Genomic DNA, 24047 nt, shown 5'->3' with positions numbered 1-24047 from the left:
ATTATTTTTGACTTCTATTAAACTGCGTCTCAAAGATAGTGGAATTTCCTACATTATCGGTTACAATTACTTTCAATTTATTAGCTCCTTCCAAAAGAAGATTATCTTTAAAGACATGTGTTATTTTGTTCTGTTTTGATTCATATTCAAATAATACCCATTGTTCATTAAGATATCCGTTGTAGGTTTTCACGCCCGAAAAATCATCAGAAATTGATAAACTAATACTTTTTTGGTCGCTTAGCCATTTACCTTCAATACTTTTTGAAATTTTAATTTTTGGAGCTATTGTGTCCTTCATTAAAGCAAACTTTCCTAAGGTTTTTGATTTACAAGTAAAGGTGTTTCCATTTAATTTTGTGAAATTGTAGGTCCATTTTTTTCCATTAAAAGAAGCAAGGAACATCTGTTTTTTATCGGCTTCAGAAGCCTTATCATCTGTTGCGGTTATAGTAAAATTAGTATGTGCTGGAACAACATCTTCGTGCAAAAATAAAACCTTATTTTTTACTTCAAAATTCAAATAGTAATCGTCATAAAAAGTTCCCGCTGGAAAAAAAACTGAATAATTATCTTTTTCAAAAATAGCATCTACTTTTGCTTTTACTGAAAATTTAGTAGGTTTTTCTTGACTTAGAACTTTTGCTTCTTGGTTTGAATACTGAATTGGCACTGAAATAATAGTTTTATTCTGATTGAAATCAGATACTTCAATCCTTTGATTACTTGTAAAATTTGGAGTTACATTATATATCCCATCAGCTAAATTTTGATATATATTACTCCAATTAAAAGGATTTTTCATGAATAATTTTTGAACCCTTTGGTGTGATTTTTTATATCTACCATAATCTATAAACGCATTCACATAGCGTCCTTCATCAAACACCATTTGATCTAATTCATATCCAAAAACAGGGGTGCCATTTGAAATTATTTGAGTTTTATACACCCCGTTAGCGTTGTAAGAAACATCATCCCAATCGGAAGCATTTATTCCAAATCCAATCCTCCCTGACGCCATTACTTTATGAGAAATATAGGTGCCATCTTTTTGCAAAGACAAACTTAACATTACTGGAATCTTTGACTCATTTACAACCGAATTTTCATCAATTGGATAAACATAAACTCCAGAAACTATAGGTTTTTTAGTATCTTTCAATTTCAATCCAAAAAATAAAGGATTGATAATTTTTTCTGTTTTACTATCTCTAAATTCAAAGTGCAAGTGCGGCCCTTCAGAACCACCAGTATTTCCTGAAATAGCTATAATTTGATTTTTTGTAATTGGCAATTCATTTGGTTTAAAATAGGCTTCTATTTCATAACTTTTTGCAGCATATTGCAGTTCTTCAATTTTTTCTTGAATAACTCCAACAGCTTTTTGCAAATGCCCATAAACGGTAGTATATCCATTTGGATGGGTTATGTATATTGCTTTTCCGTATCCATTAGATGCAATTTTTATGCGTGATACATACCCTTCGGCAGCTGCATGAACATTTAGACCTTCTTTCTGGTTTGTTTTAAAATCAAAACCTGCATGAAAATGGTTTGGACGTAACTCTCCAAAATTGCCCGAAAGCTGCATTGGTATTTCAAGAGGTTGCACAAAATAATCTTGAGGATATGGATTTTGTGAAAATGTAAAAAAAGTTATTAATAAAAAAAAAGAGACGAATTTCATTTAAAAAAGTTGCTATTTGGCTAATTTACGAAATAAGAAAGATACAAAAAAATTAGACCAAAACTATTTTACAAGTAGTTATTTTACAAAATGTTAGCCTGCAAACCAAAAATAAATATTTTTTTTAGCAAAAAATATTGCTTTAATAGAATAGGAATTATAAATTTGTAAGATTAAGTAATGAATAGTGTTACAGATGAGTGAAATCACCGAAATAATAGATACTCTTGAAAATAAAATTCAAAAATTGTTTTTGAAAATAAACAGTTTAGAACAAAAAAAGCAAGAGTTAGAAAAACAACTAACTATTTCAGTGGGGTCAAATCAAAATCAGAATTTAGTTATTGAGCAACTAAAAAAAGATGTTGAAACTTTAAAAATAACTAATTCACTACTTGGCAGTGAAGATTATAAAAGAGATACGAAGCTTAAAATAAATTCATTAATTAGAGAGATAGATTACTGTATTTCACAGATAGCAGATTAAAACTATGAATGAAAAGCTTAAAATTAAATTATCAATTGCAGATAGAGTTTATCCATTAACGGTAGACCCTTCTCAAGAAGAAGCTATGCGTAGTGCTTCGAAAAAAATTGATAATATGATAAAGCAATTCGAAGAAAACTATGCTGTTCGTGATAAACAAGATGTTTTGGCAATGTGCGCCCTACAATTTGCTTCTCAATTAGAACAAAAAAATGTGGATAATGCAATAGATGGAACAGAATCTATCGCGCGATTGACAAAAATGAATGAGTTATTAGATCAATATCTAAAATAATATTTCAAAAAAATACGTTCTTACAAATAGACTAAAAATACTGCCTACATTAGTTCATTTTTGGTAAACTCAACACTAACAAATTAAAATGAGTGAATCATCGTTACTATAGTATGCCCGCTTTATGTGGGAAACTTGAACAACGAGTTAACTCAAAACTTGTCTTATCGAGTTTATACAAGCAATTAATGTAGGTTTTTTTATATAATTTTTTAAATCAAAACATGGATATAGTATCTATAATTATCGGAATGGTAGGTGGATTAGCCGGCGGATTTACAATAACGAAAGTATTGGAAAAAAGCACCGCATCCAACCTACTAAAAAACGCAAAAAAAGACGCAGCATCAATATTAAAAGATGCAAATCTTGAAGGCGAAAATATTAAAAAAGACAAATTACTTCAAGCTAAAGAAAAGTTTTTAGAATTAAAATCGGAACATGAAAAGGAGATTTTAGCTAAGGACAAAAGAATGGCCGAAGTCGAAAAAAGAATTCGAGATAAAGAATCTCAAGTTTCTAGTGAATTAGCTAAAGCTAAAAAAGTAAACGATGATTATGAAGCGAAAACAGCAGAGTATGAATCGAAACTTGAAGTACTAAATAAAAAGCAACAGGAAATTGAGAAAATGCACAAAAGCCAGGTGGAGCAACTTGAAGTTATTTCAGGTTTATCTGCTGAAGATGCAAAAGAACAATTGGTTGAAAGTTTGAAAGCGGAGGCCAAAACCAAAGCAATGGCACACATTCAAGATACCATAGAAGAAGCCAAACTTACCGCACAACAAGAAGCTAAAAAAGTTATCATTAACACCATTCAGCGTGTAGGAACAGAAGAGGCAGTTGAAAATTGCGTTTCTGTTTTCAATATCGAATCGGATGATGTGAAAGGTAGAATTATTGGACGTGAAGGTAGAAACATTCGCGCCCTTGAAGCAGCAACTGGAGTTGAAATTATTGTAGACGACACACCTGAAGCAATTATCCTTTCTTGCTTTGATCCTGTTAGAAGAGAAATTGCAAGATTATCCTTACATAAATTAGTTACAGACGGTCGTATTCACCCGGCACGTATTGAAGAAGTAGTAGCTAAAACAACCAAACAAATCGAAGAAGAAATTGTGGAAGTTGGAAAACGAACTGTAATTGATTTAGGTATTCATGGTTTACACCCAGAGCTTATCAAAACGGTTGGTAGAATGAAATACCGTTCTTCTTATGGTCAAAACTTATTGCAACACTCTCGCGAAGTTTCTAAACTTTGCGGAATCATGGCTGCTGAACTTGGGCTGAATGTAAAACTAGCTAAACGTGCTGGTTTACTTCACGATATTGGAAAAGTGCCTGATGCAGAAAGTGATTTACCACACGCATTATTAGGAATGCAATGGGCTGAAAAATATGGCGAGAAAGAAGAAGTATGTAACGCTATTGGAGCACACCACGACGAAATTGAAATGAAATACTTAATTTCTCCAATCATTCAAGTTTGTGATGCTATTTCTGGTGCAAGACCTGGTGCAAGAAGACAAGTATTGGATTCTTACATTCAAAGATTAAAAGATCTTGAAGAAATTGCTTTCGGATTTAACGGAGTTAAAAACGCCTATGCTATTCAAGCGGGTCGTGAATTGCGTGTTATTGTAGAAAGTGAAAAAGTAAATGACGATATGGCTTCTAACCTGTCGTTTGAAATTTCTCAAAAAATACAAACTGAAATGACCTACCCTGGTCAGGTGAAAATTACCGTAATTAGAGAAACTAGAGCGGTTAATATCGCTAAGTAATAGTTGCTCTTTATTATATAGAAAAGCTTGTCGTTTGACAAGCTTTTTTTATTTTCTAGGGTGATACGTATTTACAATTTGCGTGAGGTGTTTTCTATCTAAATGCACGTAAATTTCAGTTGTAGTAATCGATTCATGGCCTAATAATAGCTGAATAGATCGCAAATCGGCACCATTCTCAAGTAAATGTGTAGCAAACGAATGACGCAAAGTATGCGGACTTATTACTTTGTTTAGATTAATAGCAACGGCAAGCTCTTTAATAATTGTAAAAATCATTGCGCGCGTTAATTGTTTGCCTCGACGATTGAGAAACAAAGTATCTTCAAATCCTTTTTGAATTTGAAGTTGACTCCGAATTAAATTTCGATAAAGTAAGATGTATTTCTGGGTTACTTCACTTATAGGAACAAAGCGCTGCTTATCCCCTTTTCCGGTGATTTTAATAAAACCTTCGTCAAAAAATAAATCGGATATTTTTAAAGAAACCAATTCGGAAACCCGTAATCCACAGCCATACAAAGTTTCTATTATGGCTCTATTACGCTCGCCTTCGTTTTTCGACAAATCGATTGCAGCGATTAAATTATCGATATCTTGAACCGAAAGGGTGTCTGGTAATTTTCTACCCAAACGCGGCGCCTCTATAAGCTCCATTGGACTATCGGTTCGATAATCTTCAAATATCAAATAAGAAAAGAAGCTTTTTAAACCAGAAATGATTCGGGCTTGCGATCGTGCATTAACTTCTTTAGAAATAGCATAAATAAACTGCTGAATAGTTTCTTCTGTAATTTTAATAGGAGAAATAGCTAAAGCATTTTGCTCTAAATATAAACACAACTTCTCTATATCTAGGGAATAGTTGGCTATGGTGTTTTTAGACAGTCCTCTTTCAATTTTAAGGAAAGACTGGTAACTTTTTAAATAAGTGCTCCAATTCATACTTACAAAGTAACGAGAAAAGAAGCAATAAAAAAAACCACACTATTTCTAGAGTGGTTTATAAATTTAACTATCAAAGATTAGAATCTGTAACCTAAACTCAATTGAATGTTAGTGTTTTTTGTTGCAGTTTCTCCAGAAGCTAATTCTTTTTCTAACTGAGATAAACCTAAGCAATAACGAAGACCTACATTAATGTTTTCAGCAACATCATATCCAGCGCCAAAATTTAATCCAAAATCCATAGTTTTATAACCTTCTTTTACATCCAATGAACCTGCAGAAGATTTAGCTGTAGCAGACATTAAAAGACCAATTTGTGGACCAGCTTCTAAATTAAATTTATCAGCCACATAAAACTTAGCCATAACAGGAATGTTAATGTATGATAAGTTATAATTAACATCACCGTCAAATTTAGCTCCTTGAGCAGAGTACAATAATTCTGGTTGAACAGCAAATTTATCTGAAACCGAAATAGTTGCATATCCACCTAAATGGAAACCAACTTGAGTTTTAGCTCCTTCAGCATTAGCTAATGAACTTAAGTTCAAACCAGCTTTTGCTCCAAATTTAACATCTTGTGCATTAGCAAAAGAAATTGCGAAAACAGCTGCCGCTGTTAAAAAAAATTTTTTCATTTTTAAAATTATTTAAAGTTAATAGTTCAAATTTAACTATTAATCTAGGTAATTCCAATTACTATTAACAAGTAGTTATCAACAAAAATATCATTAAAGATTTTTAAAATAAAAAGATTTATTTTCAGTTAGTTAATTTATTTTATGTAAACAGATTAATGAAATAAAAAAAACCACCCCATTTCTGGAGTGGTTATTAAGATATAACTAACTTATCTTAGAAATGTAAAGTCATGTTGATAGAAGAAACTCCAACACCACCTAAATCAAATCCTGAAGTTGCATTTCCAGTTTTAACACCAGCAACTTCTGAAGCAGCTTGACTAGAAATCATTAATCCATAAGTGTATTGAGCACCAATAGATATTTTAGGAAATAAGAAGTACTCTGCACCTAGGAAACCTTGAGCACCAATACCGAATCTCATTCCGTCTTTAGTTTCAACTCCAGCTGCATTAGTAGAAGAACCTGTAGAAACAAGTAACATTGCATCAGCACCATAGAAACCTTGAAGACGAGTTTTACCTCTTCTCCACTCTTTTCCTAAACCTGCCATTAATTCAAATCCAGAAGTAGTAGCTTTATTACCTGCAACATCTGTTGTAGAACCACTATTTACTTGAAAATTAGCCATAACTCTGTAAGCTTGGGTTGCAGAAGTAAATTTCTTACCTACAAAAGTACCTGCTGTTTGATAATCTACAGATGGTGCAGAATTACCTGCTTGGCTAAACATATTCCCTGCATAGTTAAACAAACCATCAGCATTAAATCCGATAGCCCAATCACCAGCTTCTGGTAAAAAGTTTTCTCCTTTTTTAGATTTCAAATCTTGCGCATTAGCAAACGATAAAGCGAATACTGCTGCAACTGTTAAAATAATTTTTTTCATAATTAAATTTTTGTTTAAAGTTAATAGGGCAAATTTAAATACAATTTCATTATAGTTTAACAACATGTAAAAATCAGTTATTAACAAGAAATGAACTATAAAAATTATGTTAATTTATTGTTTATCAAGTATTTAAAAAATAGATTGTTAACAACTTATAAAAATTGGTTAATATCTAACTAACTAAAAAAACAACTTAATTTATCAAATAACAAATACTAGCAGTATTTTTTTTGATAATATACATAAAATCAATTATGAAATTGTCGTATTGCTAATTGCATAATTCAAACACAATAAGTTTAAGATTTATTTAATATGATTATACTTAAAATTATTTATTTTTACAAAAATCAATTTTTCATGAAAGTTATTATTATTAATGGTCCCAACTTAAACCTATTAGGTAAAAGAGAACCTTCAATATACGGAAGCGAATCCTTTGAAGATTATTTCAATTATTTAAAAGAAAAATTTCCAAGTATCGATTTAGACTATTTTCAAAGTAATGTTGAAGGCGAACTAATAAACAAACTGCAAGAAGTAGGTTTTACATATAATGGAATCCTATTAAATGCCGCAGCCTACACCCACACTTCTATAGGCATTGGCGATGCGGTTAAAGCAATAACTACACCTGTAATTGAAGTCCATATTTCAAACACTATGGCTAGAGAAGAATTTAGACATCAATCTTTTATTTCACCAAATGCATCAGGAGTAATTCTTGGATTTGGATTAAAAAGCTATGAATTAGCATTACAATCATTTTTACTATAATTTTATGAAAAAAGCTATTCTTATATTAATTCTATTTTTTTCTATTAGTTCTTTTGCACAAGTTAAAGGTACTGTAACCGACTCCAAAGGAAAACCCATTGCATTTGCTAATATATATGTAAAAGACACCTATATAAGTACCACATCGAATGAACAAGGCAAATATGAATTAAATATTAAAATTCCTGGGACTTATGTAATACTTTATAAGTACTTGGGCTATAAAACCGAAAAGAAAGTAGTGGAGTTTGATAAAGTTGCTGTGTCGCTAGATGCTACTTTACAAGAAGAGGAAATCCAATTGCAAGATGTGGCAATAAGTAATAAGGTAAATCCCGCCATCGAAATTATTAAAAATGCTATTGCAAGTAAAAAAGTAAACACAAAAAAAACCGATAAATACAATGCCGACTTTTACTCGAGAGGAATTTTTAGAGTTAAAAACTTGCCTAAAACTATACTCGGCCAAAAGTTAGATTTCTTTGATGAAATGATTGACTCCACTAGAAGTGGAATTTTATACTTATCGGAAACGGTTTCTAAAATTACTTTTCAAAAGCCAGACAAAATGAAAGAAACCATCATCGCCTCAAAAGTTAGCGGAAGGGATAATGGTTTTAGTTTTAATAATGCAGCCGATGTAAATTATGACTTCTACGAAAATTATTTAGATTTTAACACTAAAGTAGTGTCGCCAATTGCTGATAACGCATTCAATTATTACAAATATAAATTTGACGGATCTTTTGTAGATGAAAACAATAAAATTATTGATAAAATAAAAGTTATTGCCAAACGAGATTCGGAGCCAGTAATGGAAGGTTACATCTATATTGTAGATGATAGTTGGGCAATATATGCAGTAGACCTAACAATTAAAGGCAGTCAGATGGGGAATCCTGCAATTAATAAATTGGTTATCCAACAAAGTTTTAGTTACAACAACACCAATAAAATTTGGGCGAAAAACACCCAAACCTTCGACTTTGAAGCAGGAATTTTTGGAATAAACATTAGCGGTAGATTTACCTATGTATATTCTAATTTTGATTTCCCTGAAAAATTAGAAAAGAAAACCTTTACCAATGAGGTCCTAAAATTTGAAGCAAACGCCAATAAAAAAGAAGATACTTTTTGGAATACAATAAGACCCGTTCCTTTAACAATAGAAGAAAGTACTGATTACTTGAAAAAGGATGTGCTGCAAACAAAGAAAAAGTCAAAGACCTATTTAGATTCTATAGATACGAAACGAAATAAATTCAGGGTTTTTGATGTGATATCGGGTTACAATTATTCGAATTCCTATAAAAAATGGAATATTAATTATGACGGATTATTATCAAATACTTCATTTAATACGGTTCAAGGATGGAAATTTCATTCAGGAATCTCCTATACAAAAAGAGAAGAAGAAAAAAGAACCTTCACTAGAATTAGCTCTAATATAGAATTCGGCTTAGCTGAAAAGAAATTAAGAGCCACCGGAAGTTATGTTCACAAATTTAATTCGGTTAATAATGCCACCTTGTCTATTAATGCAGGTAGCAGCGTTGCTCAATTCAACAGCAACAACCCAATTTCGAATACCATAAACACCTTTAGTAGTTTACTTTTCAAGAATAATTTCATGAAATTGTATGAAAAGAATTTTGTTTCGGCCAATTTTGGAAGAGAACTAGTTAACGGTTTAAATATGAATTTCAATTTGGATTACTCCGAAAGAAAACCTTTATGGAATACAACCGATCAGAGTATTACAAAAACAGATGATGTTTATTCTTCTAATAACCCAATTCTTCCAGATGACTTTAGTACTCCTGCTTTTGAAAAACACAATTTAATGAAAGCAAATGTAGTTGCTGTAATTAAATTTGGGCAACACTATTGGACAAGACCTGACGGGAAATTTAATATTGGAAATGACTCCTATCCTACTGTTTCTTTAGGTTATGAAAAAACTTTTTCTGCAACCGATAAGAAATACGAATACAGTTTGCTTAAGTTTAGAATTCAGCAATTAGCTGCTTTAGGCAATAAAGGAAATACCAAAATCAATATTAGCGGAGGTCAATTTATTAATGGTGAAAACATTGCATTTGTAGACTACAAACATTTTAACGGAAACCAAACACATATTGGAAGTGCAGATTCTTACACTAATCAATTCAATAATTTACCGTATTATTCAGCAAGTACCAATACTAAATATTTTGAAACGCATATTGAACACAACGACCAAGGATTCATTATGAATAAAATTCCGTTGTTGAATAAACTGCAATCGCAATTGGTTTTGGGCTTTCATAATTTAGCTATTCCAGATAGAAAACCCTACCAAGAATACACTATTGGTCTGGATAATTTAGGTTTTGGAAAAGCAAAATTATTCCGATTGGACTATGTTCGCTCCTACCAAAATGGCTACCAAGGAGATGCAATTATATTTGGATTGAAATTCCTGAATGTTTTAGAATAATTATTTAAATACATCATATCCAAATCGGATAAGGGTAGCAACAACAATAATTAAAAAGAAGATTCGAATAAATCCGTTTCCTTTTTTAATTGCCAATTTTGCGCCCATCCAACCGCCAATAGCGTTGCAAAATGCCATTGGTATTGCAATTGTCCAAATGATTTTCCCTTTTAAAACAAACAAACAAATCGATCCAAAGTTGGTTGCTAGATTCACCATTTTGGCATTTGCGGAAGCATGCAAAAAATCGAAACCTAAAATTGCTACAAAACCAAGCACCAATAAACTTCCCGTTCCCGGACCTATAAATCCGTCGTAAAAACCAATACACAAACTCATTACAACCGCAAGAAGTAATTGTTTGTTTGGAGTTAAATTTTTCTCTTGGCTGGCGCCAAAATTCTTTTTGGCAAACGTATAAATCGCAATTAAAGTCAACACCACTAATAGTAGCGGTTTCATAAAATCATTACTCACCAAAGTCAATAAATTGGAACCTAAAAATGCAGCGCCAAAAGACAGCACAGCCATTATTGAAAGCAACTTCCAATTCATTTGTACTTTTTTCAAATACTGTTTGGCCGCAAATGAAGTTCCGCTAAATGCTGGAATTTTTAAGGTACCAATTATTGAAGCAACAGATAAATTGGGCAACAAAACCAGAGCAACAGGTGTTTGAATCAATCCGCCACCACCAACAATAGCATCAACAAATCCTGCGCAAAAAGAAGCCAAACAAAGCAATAAAATAATATAGGTCTCCATAATTCTATAAAATAAAAAAGAGGTACTAGTTGCACCTCTTTTTTAATATTTAGTTCAAATTATACTCTAACAATATTCGCACCTAAAGCTCTTAGACGCTCATCGATGCGTTCGTAACCTCTATCAATTTGTTCGATATTTTGAATCGTTGAAGTTCCTTTTGCAGAAAGTGCTGCAATTAATAAAGAAATTCCGGCTCTAATATCTGGCGAACTCATAACAGTTGCTTTTAATTGTGATTTAAAATTATGCCCCATAACCACAGCACGGTGAGGATCACACAACATAATTTTAGCACCCATATCAATCAATTTATCCACAAAGAACAAACGACTTTCAAACATTTTTTGATGAATCAATACATCGCCATTGGCTTGTGTAGCCACTACCAAAACAATACTCAATAAATCGGGAGTGAATCCTGGCCATGGTGCATCAGCAATGGTCAATATTGATCCGTCAATATCGGTTTTAACTTCGTATCCATTTTCATGAGAAGGGATGTAAATATCATCTCCTTTTCTTTCTAAGGTAATTCCAAGTTTTCTAAATACATTTGGAATAACACCCAAATTATCCCAACTCACATTTTTAATAGTAATCTCACTTCTTGTCATCGCCGCAAGACCTATCCAAGAACCAATTTCAATCATATCAGGAAGTATTCTGTGCTCACAACCACCAAGACTTTCTACTCCTTCAATAGTCAATAAGTTTGATCCTACTCCACCAATTTTAGCTCCCATAGAGTTAAGCATTTTGCATAATTGTTGCAAATACGGCTCACAAGCAGCATTATAAATTGTAGTTACTCCTTCTGCCAATACGGCTGCCATAACAATATTGGCAGTTCCCGTTACAGAAGCTTCGTCAAGTAACATATAAGTCCCTTTTAATCTTGTTGAAGTTTCAACTCCATAAAAATGGTCTTCTTTTTCATATCTAAATTTGGCACCCAAATTAATAAATCCTTCAAAGTGCGTATCCAATCTTCTTCTTCCAATTTTATCTCCACCTGGTTTCGGAATGTATCCTTTTCCAAAACGAGATAACAACGGACCAACAATCATAATAGAACCTCTGAGCGATCCCCCTTCTTTTTTAAAGGCTTCGGTTTCAAGATAGCCCACATTAACCTCATCGGCTTGAAAAGTGATTGATCCTGGACCATTTTTTTGAATTTTTACACCCAAGTTTCCTAATAGCGTAATCAATTTATTTACATCAATAATATCTGGAATATTATTAATTGTAACTTTTTCTGGTGTTAACAACACCGCACATAATATTTGTAACGCTTCGTTTTTAGCACCTTGTGGGGTTACATCCCCTTTTAATCTAATGCCTCCTTCAATTTTAAAAGTTCCCATATAGTCGATTTAGGTTCTTAGGTATTTAGCAATAAGTTTCTTAGTTTTCTTAGACCCTTAGTGCCTTAGCTCCTTTTTTTATTTTGGATTATTATTGTTCTTTATAAATGGTTTTTTCCCTGTTTGTTTTTTAAAACCTTGTTTCATATTCTTTTGCATTGGCATACCGGCTTTATTTGAAACTTTTTTATTGGTTCGAATTAAATCGGTTGTGGTAGACAATTCTTCTTCACTTCCTAACAGGTTAATTGTTCCTTCAGAAAGCTCAAATAAATGTTCAAAAATTACCACATCGGTAACTGTATCTTTATTCCAACTTAAATATGATTTTTTCATGTGGTTGGCAATTACTTTCACCAAGGCACTTTTCATTTCGCCTTCTTCCCATTTATCGGCAACTTCTATCATGTATTTGATATTGTTTCCATAAAAACGGTATTTCGGATTTTTCTGTGGATAAGGTAAACGCTCTGGTTTTAAATTTATCACCTCACGAGTAGGAATAGGATAAGGAGAATCTACATCCATCATAAAATCAGACATGATAAACAACTGATCCCATAACTTGTGCTGAAAATCGGGCACATCACGCAAATGCGGATTCAAACTTCCCATTACCTGAATGATGTATTTGGCTGCCTTGTTGCGTTCTTCTCTGTCTGCAATAACTTTGGCTTGATCGATCAATTTTTGCAAATGACGACCATATTCCGGAATAATTAAATGCGGTCTTTCGGCATTGTATTCCAAATGACCTACCACCTCATTCGCATTCTCTTTTATGTATTTTGGCACCATATTAAAATGAAATTATTCCTTCTATTGTAGAAACTTCTAGATATTTTTCAACCACATGCTCCGGCGAATTCATTCTTACATTTACCGAAACACTGGTATATTTTCCTGCTTTTGATTGGTGCGTATTAATAACCGCGCCCATATTATCAAATGCCTTTTCTACCGCAACAATTTTAGTAGTATCGGTAGGAACGATAAATTTATACAAGTATTCTGAAGGCCAAGCAGAAGTGCTACTCAATTCTTCTTTCAGGCGAATATAAAATTCTTCGGTCTTTTTATCCATTCTGTAATTAAAATAAACGCAAATATACATTTTTGAAATTAGATAAAGTTATCCAAAATAAGATTTTTAAGAATTATCCGCTAATTTATTTGGAGCGAAAATTTGGCGCATTTTAGTAAACCAAATTCCTGCTCTCCGCGCTACTTGGTAGCTTGCTGCGATCAGGGCTATTTGACTGGGGATGGGATATAAATAAAGTAATTTCAATTAAAAAAATAAATATATTTGAAGAATCATAATATTAATGAACAAAAATGAAAAACACCGCTTTAATAACAGGCGCTTCAAACGGCATCGGACTTGAATTGGCCAAAATTCATGCTTCAAAAGGTCATGATTTAGTTTTAATTGCAAGAAACAAATCCAAATTAGAAGAAATTAAAAAAGAATTAGAAGAGCAATATAAAATTTCGGTTTACCTATTCATCAAAGACCTTTCTGAAATTAATGCGGCTCAAGAGATTTATAACGAAACTACCGAACAAAACATTCAAATTGACTACTTGATAAACAATGCCGGTTTTGGAGACTACGGAATGTTTACAGAAACAGATTGGAATAAAGAACTTCAAATGATTAATTTGAATATGACCACGCTAACCCATTTTACAAAATTATACTTACAAGATATGGTACTTCGTGGTCGAGGCAAAATAATGAATGTAGCTTCAACGGCTGCATTTCAATCCGGACCAACATTTGCAGTATACAGTGCCACCAAAGCCTATGTATTGAGTTTTAGTGAAGCAGTAAACAATGAGGTTAGAAATAAAGGAATTACAATAACGGCACTTTGTCCTGGTGCTACAAAAACAGGTTTTCAAGATGCTGCTGCAATGAATGACAGCAAAATCTTTAAATCAAAAAATTTACCTTCTGCTAAAGAAGTGGCCGAATTTGGCTATGCTTCCATGATGAAAGGAAAAACTGTTGCCATACACGGAATTATGAATTCAGTTCTGGCTTTCTCCTCAAGATTAATACCAAGAGCAATAGTAGTAAAAGTCACAAGAAAAGTATTAGACAAAGCCTAATTCAAAAGCTAATATAGCTGCTTTACTATTTATCTAAAATAAAAAAGCTACAACTAAAAGTTGTAGCTTTTTCTATTATTCTAATTGTATAATAAATTAGTTTTTTACACAACGCACAGATAAAGCACTGCTTTTAACCGCACCACTGCGCACCAATTGATCACTTGTGCTATTAACATCTCTTACCCAGTTATATTCAGCTGAATTACCTGGAGTTGAAGTCCACCAATATGCAGCTTTTGTTTTCCATTTAAATAAATCTGAAAGAGCTGGAACAGCAGGAGAAGGTGGTAAACTATAATTTAAATAACCTACTCCACCTGGTAATGCCGAAAACCCTGATTGATTGGTAGCATAATGTGTAGTCACATCCCAAGTTGAAGTTGCAGAATTGTCTTTTAGTTTTTTACCAGCTACATTTGCACCGCCTAAAAAATCAGTTAAACTAGTCCATTCTGCATCGGTAGCAATATGCCATCCTGTTGGAGCTAAACCCCTACTATCATTAATAGCATACCAATTGTATAATTTACCATAAATAGGTCCATTAGCCGTATCGTTCTCATAATAACACCAAGCACCTGTTGTTAATGCATCCCATTGAGCCACATCGGTAACTTGAGGTATTACATCACCATTTTTGTATTTACTTACATTTAAGTTTCTTCGCATCCATTCTTTTCCGTTAATAACCACAGATTCATATGCTTCCCCTTCAACATCAACTAGTCCGCCACCAGTAGAACCCACCATATTTAAAGTTGTAAATGACATTTGAGCTCCATATACAGTTCCAGTAGCATCTTTTGCATATGCCCTTACATAGTAAGTGGTATTTGCAATTAATGGCCCAATAATACTAGAAAAAACAGAGGAACCTGCATTTAAAGTTCCTTGAGCATGAGGGCCTGTTGCAACAGGATTTTGTAAAGTACTCCAGCAAATTCCATAATCAGAAGTTGCATAACTTCCAAGAGTAAGTACCCCAATACATTTTGCACTAGTAAAATTTATATCCTGAATACTATAAGTTTGTACCCTTAATTCTCCATCTGAACTTGAAGATCCAGAAACACCCTCTTTGTTACTACAACTAAAAAAGAACAAGGAAAAAAAGGCAACAACTAATAAATTTTTCATAATTGAATCTGATTTGTATTTTGAGAATAGTTTCCAAAAATATAAAAATTTAATTAATTTCCAACTTTAAATCTAAAACAAATCTATAAATTTGCCGCTTATTTCGATACATTTTGAATAAAGAAATCGTAGTTATTATTGGAGGTCCAGGCACAGGAAAAACAACAATTATTGAAGGCTTGCTAGCCAAAGGTTTTTGCTGCTATCCTGAAATTTCTCGTGAGGTAACTTTGGAAGCTAAAAAACAAGGTATTGAACAATTGTTTTTAGAGAATCCGTTACTGTTTAGCGAACTACTTTTAGAGGGTAGAAAAAAACAATTTTACAATGCCCAAAAAGAACCACACAACATTGTATTTCTAGACAGGGGAATTCCTGATGTATTGGCCTACATGCATTACATTGGCGACAGTTATCCTGCTTTTTTTGATCTGGCTTGTCGCGAACATATTTACACCAAAATATTCTTACTTCCGCCTTGGGAAGAAATATATGAAAGTGATAACGAGCGCTATGAGAACTTTGAACAAGCCACACTCATTTACAATCACCTTACTGAAACCTACCAAAAATATGGTTATCATTTGATTGAAGTTCCAAAAGGAACTGTGGAAGAACGAATCTCTTTCATTTTAAATCAATTATAATTTATTGTTTTACTACTTTTACGAAATAGTAAATTCGTAATTATTCCATGTCCAAACCGATAGAAATCCTAAAAAAATATTGGAACCATGATGCGTTTAGAACGCCTCAGGAAGCCATTATTAATTCGGTTTTAGAAGGCAAAGATACTTTCGGATTAATGCCAACCGGAGGCGGAAAATCAATTACTTTTCAGGTTCCTGCTATGCTTAAGGAAGGCATTTGTTTGGTTATTTCACCTTTAGTTGCTTTGATGAAAGACCAAGTTGAAAACTTGCAAAGCAAAGGAATTAAAGCCATTGCTTTAACAGGCGGAATTCACTCAGAAGAACTAATTGACTTACTTGACAATTGCCAATATGGTAATTACAAATTTTTATATCTATCGCCGGAGCGACTTCAAAGTGATTGGGTGCTAGAGCGTATTAAAAATCTTCCTATTAATCTAATTGTTATTGATGAAGCGCATTGTGTTTCGCAATGGGGACATGATTTTAGACCTGCCTATTTGAAAATTGCAAAGCTCAAAGCGTTTTTTCCTAAAGTTCCGTTTTTAGCATTAACAGCCACAGCAACAAGTAAGGTGCAAGAAGATATTTTGGCACAATTACAAATGCAGCAAGCGCAAGTATTTACAAAATCATTTGCTAGAGAAAACTTAGCCTACATGGTTTTTAATGTGGAAGACAAACTGAATTTGTTAGAACAAATTCTTAAAAAAAATCCACAGCCTGCTATATTATATGTAAACAATAGAAAAGCCTGTTCAGAAACGGCGCTTCAATTAAACTCTTTAGGATATTCTTCAACATATTACCACGGCGGTTTATCTGCTAAGGAAAAAGAAAAAAACAGACTGCTTTGGATGGATGAAAAAGCCCAAGTGATGATTGCAACCAATGCATTCGGAATGGGAATTGACAAAGCCAATGTAAAAACCGTAGTGCATTTACACATTCCTTCCAACCTTGAAAACTATTACCAAGAGGCCGGAAGAGCGGGCCGAAATGGCGAAAAAGCTTTTGCTATTTTGCTTGCCAATCCATCGGATGTGATTCATGCCGAATCGCAGTTTTTGAGCGTCCTTTGTGACAAAGCCTTTTTAAAGTTGGTTTACATCAAACTCAATTCTTATTTTCAAATAGCCTACGGAGAAGGATTGGATGAAAAATACAACTTCAATATCAACCATTTTTGCACTAAATATTCATTTTCGGTTTTGAAGGTTTACAATGCCTTACAATTTCTAGATCGCCAAGGAATACTTTCGCTTTCGCAGGAATTTTCTGAAAAAATTACGCTACAATTTTGTATTCCTTCCAAAGAAGTAATGCGGTACATCAGTTTAAATCCGCAGGATGAAGAAGTAATTCTGACCATTTTAAGAACAAATCCCGGGGTTTATGAATCGCAATCGGTAATTAATATTTCGCTTATTGCAAAAAAATCCAATTCCGATGAAAATCAAGTATTGGCCATTTTGCATAAATTAAATGAAAAAGGAATCATCGAATTGAATGCAAAAAACAATGACGCTTCGATTACCTTTAATGAAGTGCGCGAAGATGAAAGAACAATAAACCGAGTTGCTAAATATTTGGAAGCCCAAAATCAATTGAAGACCGACCAACTAAAATCGGTGCTCCATTATATTAATGAAGGTACACAATGTAAAAGTAAATTGTTGTTAAACTATTTTGGAGAAAAAGCAAAAGACGATTGCGGCATTTGTTCGTATTGTATTTCGAAAAACAAAAAGAAAGTCGATATTAATACAATAACCAAAGAAGTTCTTGAACTATTAAAATTACAAGAATTGAACTCTAGAGATATTCAAAAAATTACAAAATATCCAAAAGACGATGTTATCTTTGCACTTCAAATTTTAATGGAAAACGACACCATTACTATTCAACCAAACAATTTATATTCTATTAAGAAATAAAAAATGAGACTGCTTCGTGCCTCGACATGCCAAACACTATGGAAAAATTAAGAATCGTTTTTATGGGTACGCCCGAATTTGCTGTAGGAATTTTAGACACGATCATAAAAAATAATCATGAAGTGGTTGGCGCAATTACTGCTGCAGACAAACCAGCAGGACGCGGACAAAAAATAAAATATTCGGCGGTAAAGGAATATGCATTAGAACATCAACTGCATTTATTACAGCCTACCAATTTAAAAGACGAAGATTTTTTATCAGAATTAAAAAGTTTAAATGCCAACCTTCAAGTAGTTGTTGCCTTTAGAATGCTACCCGAAGTGGTTTGGAAAATGCCAAAATTAGGAACTTTTAACCTTCATGCTTCCCTACTTCCCAATTATCGTGGTGCTGCACCTATTAACTGGGCAATTATTAACGGAGAAACCAAAACCGGAGTAACAACCTTCTTTATAGATGACAAAATTGATACCGGCGCTATGATTCTTAGTAAAGAAACTCCGATTTCTATTTCTGAAAATGCAGGAGTTCTTCACGACCGATTAATGAATCTTGGCTGTGAAGCGGTAACCGAAACGCTAGCTTTAATAGAAAAGGGGAATATTACAACAACCATTCAGGTAGATTCAAGCGAAATTAAAACTGCCTACAAACTCAATAAAGACAATTGCAAAATAGATTTCACAAAATCCGGAATTGAAATCTACAACCTTATTAGAGGACTTTCACCTTATCCTAGTGCTTGGTGTACTTTTTTGGATGGTGAAAATGAGTGGAGCGTTAAAATATACGAAGCCAGGTTAGTAGCAGAAAACCACACTAATGCTATTGGCAGCATCCTAACTACTAAAAAAGAAATGAAAATTGCAGTTCAAAATGGTTACTTAGAAATTACAAGTTTGCAGTTTCCAGGAAAAAAGAGGATGACAACCGCCGAATTATTGAATGGAATGACACTTTCTGCCGAGGCAAAAGCGGTGTAAACCATTGTAAATATTGGTATAATCGAACAAAAAAACATCAAAAAAAGCCGCTTTTATCAACAAAACCTGCTACTTATCAACAAAATTGGCTAAAATAGCCTCAAGGCCTTGCGCAGTAGGTATTTTCTACTAAATTTGTTTTGATTAAAAAAATGTTTAACCAACAATTAATAACTATTATTATGAACAAATCAGAATTAATCGATGCTATTGCTGCAGATGCAGGAATTACAAAAGCTGCTGCTAAATTAGCTTTAGAGTCATTTTTAGGAAATGTAGGATCTACTTTGAAAAAAGGTGGAAGAGTTTCTTTAGTAGGTTTTGGATCTTGGTCAGTTACTAGAAGAGCTGCTAGAGACGGAAGAAACCCACAAACTGGAAAAACTATTAAAATCGCTGCTAAAAATGTAGTTAAATTTAAAGCTGGTGCTGAATTAGATGGTTCAGTAAACTAGTAAGTTTCCACTTCAATATAAAATCACGCTTTTAGCGTGATTTTTTTTGCCCTAACTTGATATCTTTAAATGGTTTTTTGTACTTTTAATTTATATATAAAAATAATGATCTCAGAAAAACTTCAAAAAGGACAACTATTAATTGCCGAGCCTTCCATTTTAGGAGACCTCTACTTTAATAGATCTGTAATTTTACTTGCAGAGCACAGCAACGAAGGTTCGTTGGGATTCATTATGAATAAACCGCTGGAATACACTATTAATGATTTGGTTCCAGATATTGAAGCTTCTTTCAAAATCTATAATGGCGGACCTGTTGAACAAGACAACCTGTATTTCATTCATACCATACCGGACTTAATTTTTGACAGCATTGAAATATCCAATGGAATTTATTGGGGTGGCGATTTTGAACTAACCAAAAGCCTAATCAACGAAGGGAAAATAAACAAAGAAGATATTCGGTTTTTCCTTGGCTACACCGGTTGGGGCGCCAACCAGCTAGAGGAAGAAATAGAAGGTAATTCTTGGGCAATAACTGTCAACAAACATAAAAAAGACTTGCTTAATACCTCATCAAAAAAAATCTGGAAAGAAAAAATAACTGAATTAGGTGGCGATTACCTAATTTGGTCCAACGCACCAGAAAATCCTAATTTAAATTAGTTCGTTTAGTTGCTTCAGTAATTGCACAGCTAGTTTTGTAGTATACCCTTTTTTACGGTATTGCGTTATGGGCTGAATTCCAATTATAATATTTGTAATAAAAAGTTCATCAGCTTTTTGCAAATCAAAGGGTGAAATTGGCTCTTGCACCACTTCAATTCCTTCTATTTTATTAGCAAGTTCTAGTATTTTTTTTCTTGTAATTCCGTTTAAGCAACCTTCATCAATTGGCGGGGTGATCAACTTATTTCCCATCAACATAAATAAATTTCCATTCAAAGCTTCCACCACATTTTTTTCATTATTCAGCAAGAGGCAATTTTGCAAATCATTTTCTTGGGCAAAAATACTCCCCGTGATCGAAATCATCTTGTTGGTTGTTTTTATGGTTGAAAGCAACTGTTTTGAAATGAAAAAATCTTTATACAAATCTACTTCATAAGCCGCATCAGAAAAAGAATACAAGGCAGAAGCCAATGGTGAAGCCTGAATCACATAGGAAACTTCACGAGTTTGAGGCAAATAGTAGCCGCCATCGTTTCTATAAACAGTAAATCGAACCCGCGCAGCATCGGCACAACTGCAAGCGGTTGCAGTGCTAATTACTTGCTCTTCAAAATATTCTAAGGTAAAATTATTTGGGATTTGCATGCGCACAATTCGCATCGAAGCCATTAATCTAAAATAATGATCTTCTAAAAATAAGACTTTGGAATTTACAACTTTAAGCGTTTCAAATACGCCGTCTCCATATAAAAAAGCTCTGTTTGTACTAGATAACAACCCTTCAGAAGGAAGAAAAGAACCGTTAAAGTTAATCATAAGAAAATCTTATTACTGCAAAAATATGATGTGAAATTTATACCGAACCAATTACATGTTTCAAATCAGAAACTTGATTTTCCCATAATTGTCTTGCTTCATTCAACTCATCTTCTTCGGCAAAATCAACAATTAGTAACGATACATCTTTGGTTAATTCGTCTTCGAGAATTCGGATTTCAAAATAATATTCGGTGTCTTTTTTATTTTCATCAATCCATTTGAACTTGATTTTCTCACCGGTTTTTTTAGAAGCCAATCGCGCATTTTCTTGAGAATCATTCCATTCAAAAGTAAAAAACTCTCCACGAGAATTCACCTTATCTGCAAACCATTCTTGCAAACCAGATGGGGATGAAATGTATTGATACAATAACTGCGGAGACGAATTAATAGGGAATTCAATCTCATAACGAACTTTGGACGACATATTCTAAATTTTGATAAATATATAATTTTTATTTATAAAAAAACAAAAGAAAAAAATATTTTATTTTCTTAATGTAATATTTGTATGCTGTAATTTTAGTGTTATATTTGCACCCGCATTCAAAAACGCAAATCGACATTTGGCGAGGTAGCTCAGTCGGTTAGAGCGCAGGATTCATAACCCTGAGGTCGGGAGTTCAAATCTCCCTCTCGCTACAAAAAGAAACCCTTAGTATTCAACATATTAAGGGTTTTTTTATGGATTTTAATCAAAAAAAACAAGAACTCATTTTGTCCAAGTGAGGAATTCAAGTGAGGAAGAGTGATGAAAAAAGTTAAAAAAAATCTCTAAAAAAGACTAAAATTATCATAGAACTTGTAGCTATTACTAGTATATGAGGATATATCCATTCACAAATTTATTTCACGGAGATTAAACAATACTAATAAATTTGATTTTCATTATAATCTAAACCAAATTTTAATTTATGTTCATATGGATATCATTAATAAAATGATTCAAGTGAGGAATTTAAGTGAGGTAGATTTTAGATAAATTGAAAAATCCCTAAAAAATTAATTTTAGGGATTAATCAAAAAATAACTAATAAAGATTAACATCTAACCGAAGATGCGAACTTCCAATACGGCCTTTTCAATTGTTGAGATTACTTTCGGATCCAAGTAATGCTCTTTAAGAACTTTGTCAGTTGAATGAGATGTAAGTATTCCTGTTTTAGTTCCCATCGCCTGATTCACCCATGTAATATAGGTTTTTCTTAAGTCTTTTAAACTTATTTCCTTCTCAATCTTTGCCGATTTTCTGTAAAAAGTGAAAGACTTACTTAAATTATTCATTATGGTAGTATTAGATATATTTCTATCAGGAAATAAAATATAATCATTTGTGTGCTTTTTATCCTCAAAACCTAATTCGAACAAAAATGAAAGTAAGTCTGAATTAATAGGGATATATTTCATGTAACTCCCTTTATTATTTGAGTTTCTCTCTACTTTTTTGTTAGATATCATAAAAAAATAGGTTCCGTTTTCAGATTGATAAATATCCCCCCACTTCAAGTCAACAACCTCTTCTCTTCTTCCACCAGTTAAAAGAAACAATTTAAAACCTTCCTTTAGATAAGGAAATTTCATATTCTTTTCTTCTCCTTTTCCTCCAAGTTTTAGAATAGGGCTTTCAGTATCGATAGCATCTAAGATTAAATCGAATTCTCTTTTAGAAACAGTATTTATTGTACTTTTTTCAACTGATTTTGATTTAAATCCAACAAATGGATTTTTCATATTGATATCTTCAACATCAATCAAAAAGTTAAAAAAAGTTCTTAACGAAATCATACATTTATTGAATGTTCTTGGTGATGGAAAATGTGATTCTGCCCAAGTGTAGAACAATGCAACATCATGTTTTGAGACATCCTTTACTCTAAAAGTTTTTAAATTATGTTTATGCTCGATAGCTTTACAAAAATATTTACAAAATCTGAATGATTCTTTTTCATGAGAAATAGTAATCTTTTTTCTAAATTGAACTAACTCATGATTACCTCCTAAATATTGAGTATATTTAAGAATTGCTCCTACGAGAGTAAAGTCATTTCCAACATAATTTTCTTGAACTAATTCATAATTATTTGAAACTAATTCTTTTTGAAATTGAGTTGCTTCTTGAACGGCATCAAGATAATTTGTTGCAGATAACTTTTTGCTTCTAATATCATTTTTAGTACCCGGAATATGGACTCTAATTTTATAATATTGATTTTCGTAATGTTTACAATTAGGATTATCTCTATTACAAACTTTACAGAAAATTTTCAATCCTTTAAGTGAATTTCTTCCTAATGTTAATTTTTTCATGATAATAATTGTTTTAGTAGAGCCTCTTCTTTTTTGTTTTTAACTTTCACTACAGTATAGCTTGTGCTTTGAACTGGTTCGTCACCAATTTGTAATAACACTAACTCACACACTTTAGGATTTGAAGCAATAGTTCTATACATTTCAATCCATCTGTCCGGAAATCTTCTTTTCAATTCTTTTACTTGAAGCTTATCAATTTCCGATAATACCTCAATCTCAAATACATATTTCTTATTTGCTATTCTATGTATTTTTACACTATTATTTTCCAACCATTTCATTGTAGTATTAATACTTTTGAAACACATCATTTCTGATACTTGATGAATTGGAATCATCCCTGTAGAATTATATTGATTTGTCATAATAATATTACTTTAGTTGTTGTGTGTTATCTATTTATGCTACTTCTTCAAGTTCAGACAATCTTATTTCAGATGCCATTACGTACTCGGGATTAAATTCATATCCAACATATTCTCTATCCAATTTCACACTAACTTCACCTGTAGTCCCTGTCCCATTGAATAAATCAAGAACTGTGTCTCCCGGTCTTGTAGTTGATAAGATTGGAATCATAGGGATTACTTCAGGAAAGACCGCTGTATGATTTAGAAAAAATCCTTTCTTTTCACACAATTTTCTCAAATGTTGAGTTGTTGCAACATTAGTTCTAACTACTCCATCTCTAAAATCCATTCCAGAAATTAACTTTGGAAATAGATTATTAGTCCCATATGAAAATGTATTTGTTTCGTCATTCACCCCATCCAACCATGAATCATCATAATAGAAGTTCTTTGATTTCACAAAGTGAAACAAGTAT

General features: G+C 32.7%; 25 protein-coding genes and 1 tRNA gene. 12 read left to right on the top strand and 14 right to left on the bottom strand.

From position 1 onward, the window contains the following. Position 1: 1 nt before the first annotated feature. A complete protein-coding gene (locus ABWO08_RS05895; RefSeq protein ID WP_353084261.1) occupies positions 2 to 1690 on the bottom strand; it encodes a M23 family metallopeptidase in 1689 nt (562 codons plus the stop codon). Positions 1691 to 1886: 196 nt separating this feature from the next. Here ABWO08_RS05895 and ABWO08_RS05890 point away from each other — a divergent pair, with 196 nt between their 5' ends. The 3 genes from ABWO08_RS05890 (at position 1887) to rny (ending at position 4259) form a co-directional block, all read left to right on the top strand. Next, positions 1887 to 2177, top strand: coding sequence for a hypothetical protein (locus ABWO08_RS05890; protein WP_353084259.1), 291 nt, complete (start codon positions 1887 to 1889; stop codon positions 2175 to 2177). Between the two features lie 4 nt (positions 2178 to 2181). After that, positions 2182 to 2472: a cell division protein ZapA gene (locus ABWO08_RS05885; protein ID WP_353084258.1), complete on the top strand. Its 291-nt coding sequence runs from the start codon at positions 2182 to 2184 to the stop codon at positions 2470 to 2472. Positions 2473 to 2696: 224 nt separating this feature from the next. Further along, a complete protein-coding gene (rny, locus tag ABWO08_RS05880; protein ID WP_353084256.1) occupies positions 2697 to 4259 on the top strand; it encodes a ribonuclease Y in 1563 nt (520 codons plus the stop codon). 48 nt (positions 4260 to 4307) lie between these two features. Here the strand turns inward: rny and xerD are convergent, their stop codons facing one another. The 3 genes from xerD to ABWO08_RS05865 form a co-directional block, all read right to left on the bottom strand. After that, entirely contained in the window at positions 4308 to 5204 is an 897-nt protein-coding gene (gene xerD, locus ABWO08_RS05875; protein ID WP_353084255.1) for a site-specific tyrosine recombinase XerD, read from the bottom strand. A gap of 80 nt (positions 5205 to 5284) precedes the next feature. Then, positions 5285 to 5845, bottom strand: coding sequence for a porin family protein (locus ABWO08_RS05870; RefSeq protein ID WP_353084253.1), 561 nt, complete (start codon positions 5843 to 5845; stop codon positions 5285 to 5287). 217 nt (positions 5846 to 6062) lie between these two features. Next, entirely contained in the window at positions 6063 to 6737 is a 675-nt protein-coding gene (locus ABWO08_RS05865) for a hypothetical protein (RefSeq protein WP_353084251.1), read from the bottom strand. A gap of 363 nt (positions 6738 to 7100) precedes the next feature. On the opposite strand from ABWO08_RS05865, the gene aroQ reads away from it, so the two are divergent. Beyond that, positions 7101 to 7517: a type II 3-dehydroquinate dehydratase gene (aroQ, locus tag ABWO08_RS05860; RefSeq protein WP_353084250.1), complete on the top strand. Its 417-nt coding sequence runs from the start codon at positions 7101 to 7103 to the stop codon at positions 7515 to 7517. A gap of 4 nt (positions 7518 to 7521) precedes the next feature. Further along, on the top strand, positions 7522 to 9996 hold the full coding sequence (locus tag ABWO08_RS05855; protein WP_353084248.1) for a DUF5686 and carboxypeptidase regulatory-like domain-containing protein: 2475 nt from the start codon (positions 7522 to 7524) through the stop codon (positions 9994 to 9996). Here ABWO08_RS05855 and ABWO08_RS05850 read toward each other — a convergent pair whose 3' ends face one another. The 4 genes from ABWO08_RS05850 to ABWO08_RS05835 form a co-directional block, all read right to left on the bottom strand. Continuing rightward, entirely contained in the window at positions 9997 to 10761 is a 765-nt protein-coding gene (locus tag ABWO08_RS05850) for a sulfite exporter TauE/SafE family protein (protein ID WP_353084246.1), read from the bottom strand. Positions 10762 to 10820: 59 nt separating this feature from the next. Beyond that, positions 10821 to 12131 carry a UDP-N-acetylglucosamine 1-carboxyvinyltransferase gene (gene murA, locus ABWO08_RS05845; protein ID WP_353084244.1) on the bottom strand — a complete coding sequence of 437 codons (1311 nt, stop codon included), beginning with the start codon at positions 12129 to 12131 and terminating at the stop codon, positions 10821 to 10823. A gap of 78 nt (positions 12132 to 12209) precedes the next feature. After that, positions 12210 to 12929, bottom strand: coding sequence for a DUF4290 domain-containing protein (locus tag ABWO08_RS05840; RefSeq protein WP_353084242.1), 720 nt, complete (start codon positions 12927 to 12929; stop codon positions 12210 to 12212). A gap of 1 nt (position 12930) precedes the next feature. Further along, entirely contained in the window at positions 12931 to 13215 is a 285-nt protein-coding gene (locus ABWO08_RS05835) for a DUF493 family protein (protein ID WP_353084240.1), read from the bottom strand. A 254-nt stretch (positions 13216 to 13469) separates the two neighbouring features. On the opposite strand from ABWO08_RS05835, the gene ABWO08_RS05830 reads away from it, so the two are divergent. Next, the gene (locus ABWO08_RS05830; protein ID WP_353084238.1) at positions 13470 to 14249 is read left to right on the top strand and encodes an SDR family NAD(P)-dependent oxidoreductase; all 780 of its coding nucleotides are present in this window, start codon (positions 13470 to 13472) and stop codon (positions 14247 to 14249) included. A 96-nt stretch (positions 14250 to 14345) separates the two neighbouring features. Here the strand turns inward: ABWO08_RS05830 and ABWO08_RS05825 are convergent, their stop codons facing one another. Beyond that, positions 14346 to 15389: a fibrobacter succinogenes major paralogous domain-containing protein gene (locus ABWO08_RS05825; RefSeq protein ID WP_353084237.1), complete on the bottom strand. Its 1044-nt coding sequence runs from the start codon at positions 15387 to 15389 to the stop codon at positions 14346 to 14348. Between the two features lie 113 nt (positions 15390 to 15502). On the opposite strand from ABWO08_RS05825, the gene ABWO08_RS05820 reads away from it, so the two are divergent. The 5 genes from ABWO08_RS05820 (at position 15503) to ABWO08_RS05800 (ending at position 20086) form a co-directional block, all read left to right on the top strand. Further along, positions 15503 to 16036 carry an AAA family ATPase gene (locus tag ABWO08_RS05820; protein ID WP_353084235.1) on the top strand — a complete coding sequence of 178 codons (534 nt, stop codon included), beginning with the start codon at positions 15503 to 15505 and terminating at the stop codon, positions 16034 to 16036. Between the two features lie 47 nt (positions 16037 to 16083). Continuing rightward, a complete protein-coding gene (locus tag ABWO08_RS05815; protein ID WP_353084233.1) occupies positions 16084 to 17979 on the top strand; it encodes a RecQ family ATP-dependent DNA helicase in 1896 nt (631 codons plus the stop codon). A gap of 38 nt (positions 17980 to 18017) precedes the next feature. Beyond that, complete coding sequence (gene fmt, locus ABWO08_RS05810; RefSeq protein WP_353084232.1) at positions 18018 to 18965, top strand: methionyl-tRNA formyltransferase; 948 nt, start codon at positions 18018 to 18020, stop codon at positions 18963 to 18965. Between the two features lie 182 nt (positions 18966 to 19147). Beyond that, positions 19148 to 19420 carry an HU family DNA-binding protein gene (locus tag ABWO08_RS05805; protein ID WP_353084230.1) on the top strand — a complete coding sequence of 91 codons (273 nt, stop codon included), beginning with the start codon at positions 19148 to 19150 and terminating at the stop codon, positions 19418 to 19420. Positions 19421 to 19525: 105 nt separating this feature from the next. Next, complete coding sequence (locus tag ABWO08_RS05800; RefSeq protein ID WP_353084228.1) at positions 19526 to 20086, top strand: YqgE/AlgH family protein; 561 nt, start codon at positions 19526 to 19528, stop codon at positions 20084 to 20086. Here ABWO08_RS05800 and ABWO08_RS05795 read toward each other — a convergent pair. Next, entirely contained in the window at positions 20078 to 20908 is an 831-nt protein-coding gene (locus ABWO08_RS05795; protein ID WP_353084226.1) for an aminotransferase class IV, read from the bottom strand. The genes ABWO08_RS05800 and ABWO08_RS05795 overlap by 9 nt on opposite strands. A 37-nt stretch (positions 20909 to 20945) precedes the next feature. Next, positions 20946 to 21338: an START-like domain-containing protein gene (locus tag ABWO08_RS05790; RefSeq protein ID WP_353084224.1), complete on the bottom strand. Its 393-nt coding sequence runs from the start codon at positions 21336 to 21338 to the stop codon at positions 20946 to 20948. Positions 21339 to 21479: 141 nt separating this feature from the next. Here ABWO08_RS05790 and ABWO08_RS05785 point away from each other — a divergent pair. Next, positions 21480 to 21553, top strand: a tRNA-Met gene (locus ABWO08_RS05785). Positions 21554 to 21958: 405 nt separating this feature from the next. On the opposite strand, the gene ABWO08_RS05780 is transcribed toward ABWO08_RS05785, so the two are convergent. The 3 genes from ABWO08_RS05780 to ABWO08_RS05770 all read right to left on the bottom strand — a co-directional run. Beyond that, complete coding sequence (locus ABWO08_RS05780; RefSeq protein WP_353084223.1) at positions 21959 to 23218, bottom strand: tyrosine-type recombinase/integrase; 1260 nt, start codon at positions 23216 to 23218, stop codon at positions 21959 to 21961. After that, complete coding sequence (locus ABWO08_RS05775; RefSeq protein WP_353084221.1) at positions 23215 to 23586, bottom strand: hypothetical protein; 372 nt, start codon at positions 23584 to 23586, stop codon at positions 23215 to 23217. The genes ABWO08_RS05780 and ABWO08_RS05775 overlap by 4 nt, the downstream gene beginning before the upstream one ends. 34 nt (positions 23587 to 23620) lie before the next feature. Continuing rightward, a partial coding sequence (locus tag ABWO08_RS05770; RefSeq protein WP_353084219.1) for a DNA methyltransferase occupies positions 23621 to 24047 on the bottom strand: 427 nt, incomplete at its 5' end.

This window comes from Flavobacterium sp. (genome assembly GCF_040383245.1).
GTDB lineage: Bacteria > Bacteroidota > Bacteroidia > Flavobacteriales > Flavobacteriaceae > Flavobacterium.
Note: the sequence above shows the minus strand (reverse complement) of the source record. Positions and strands in the feature narration are given on the sequence as shown.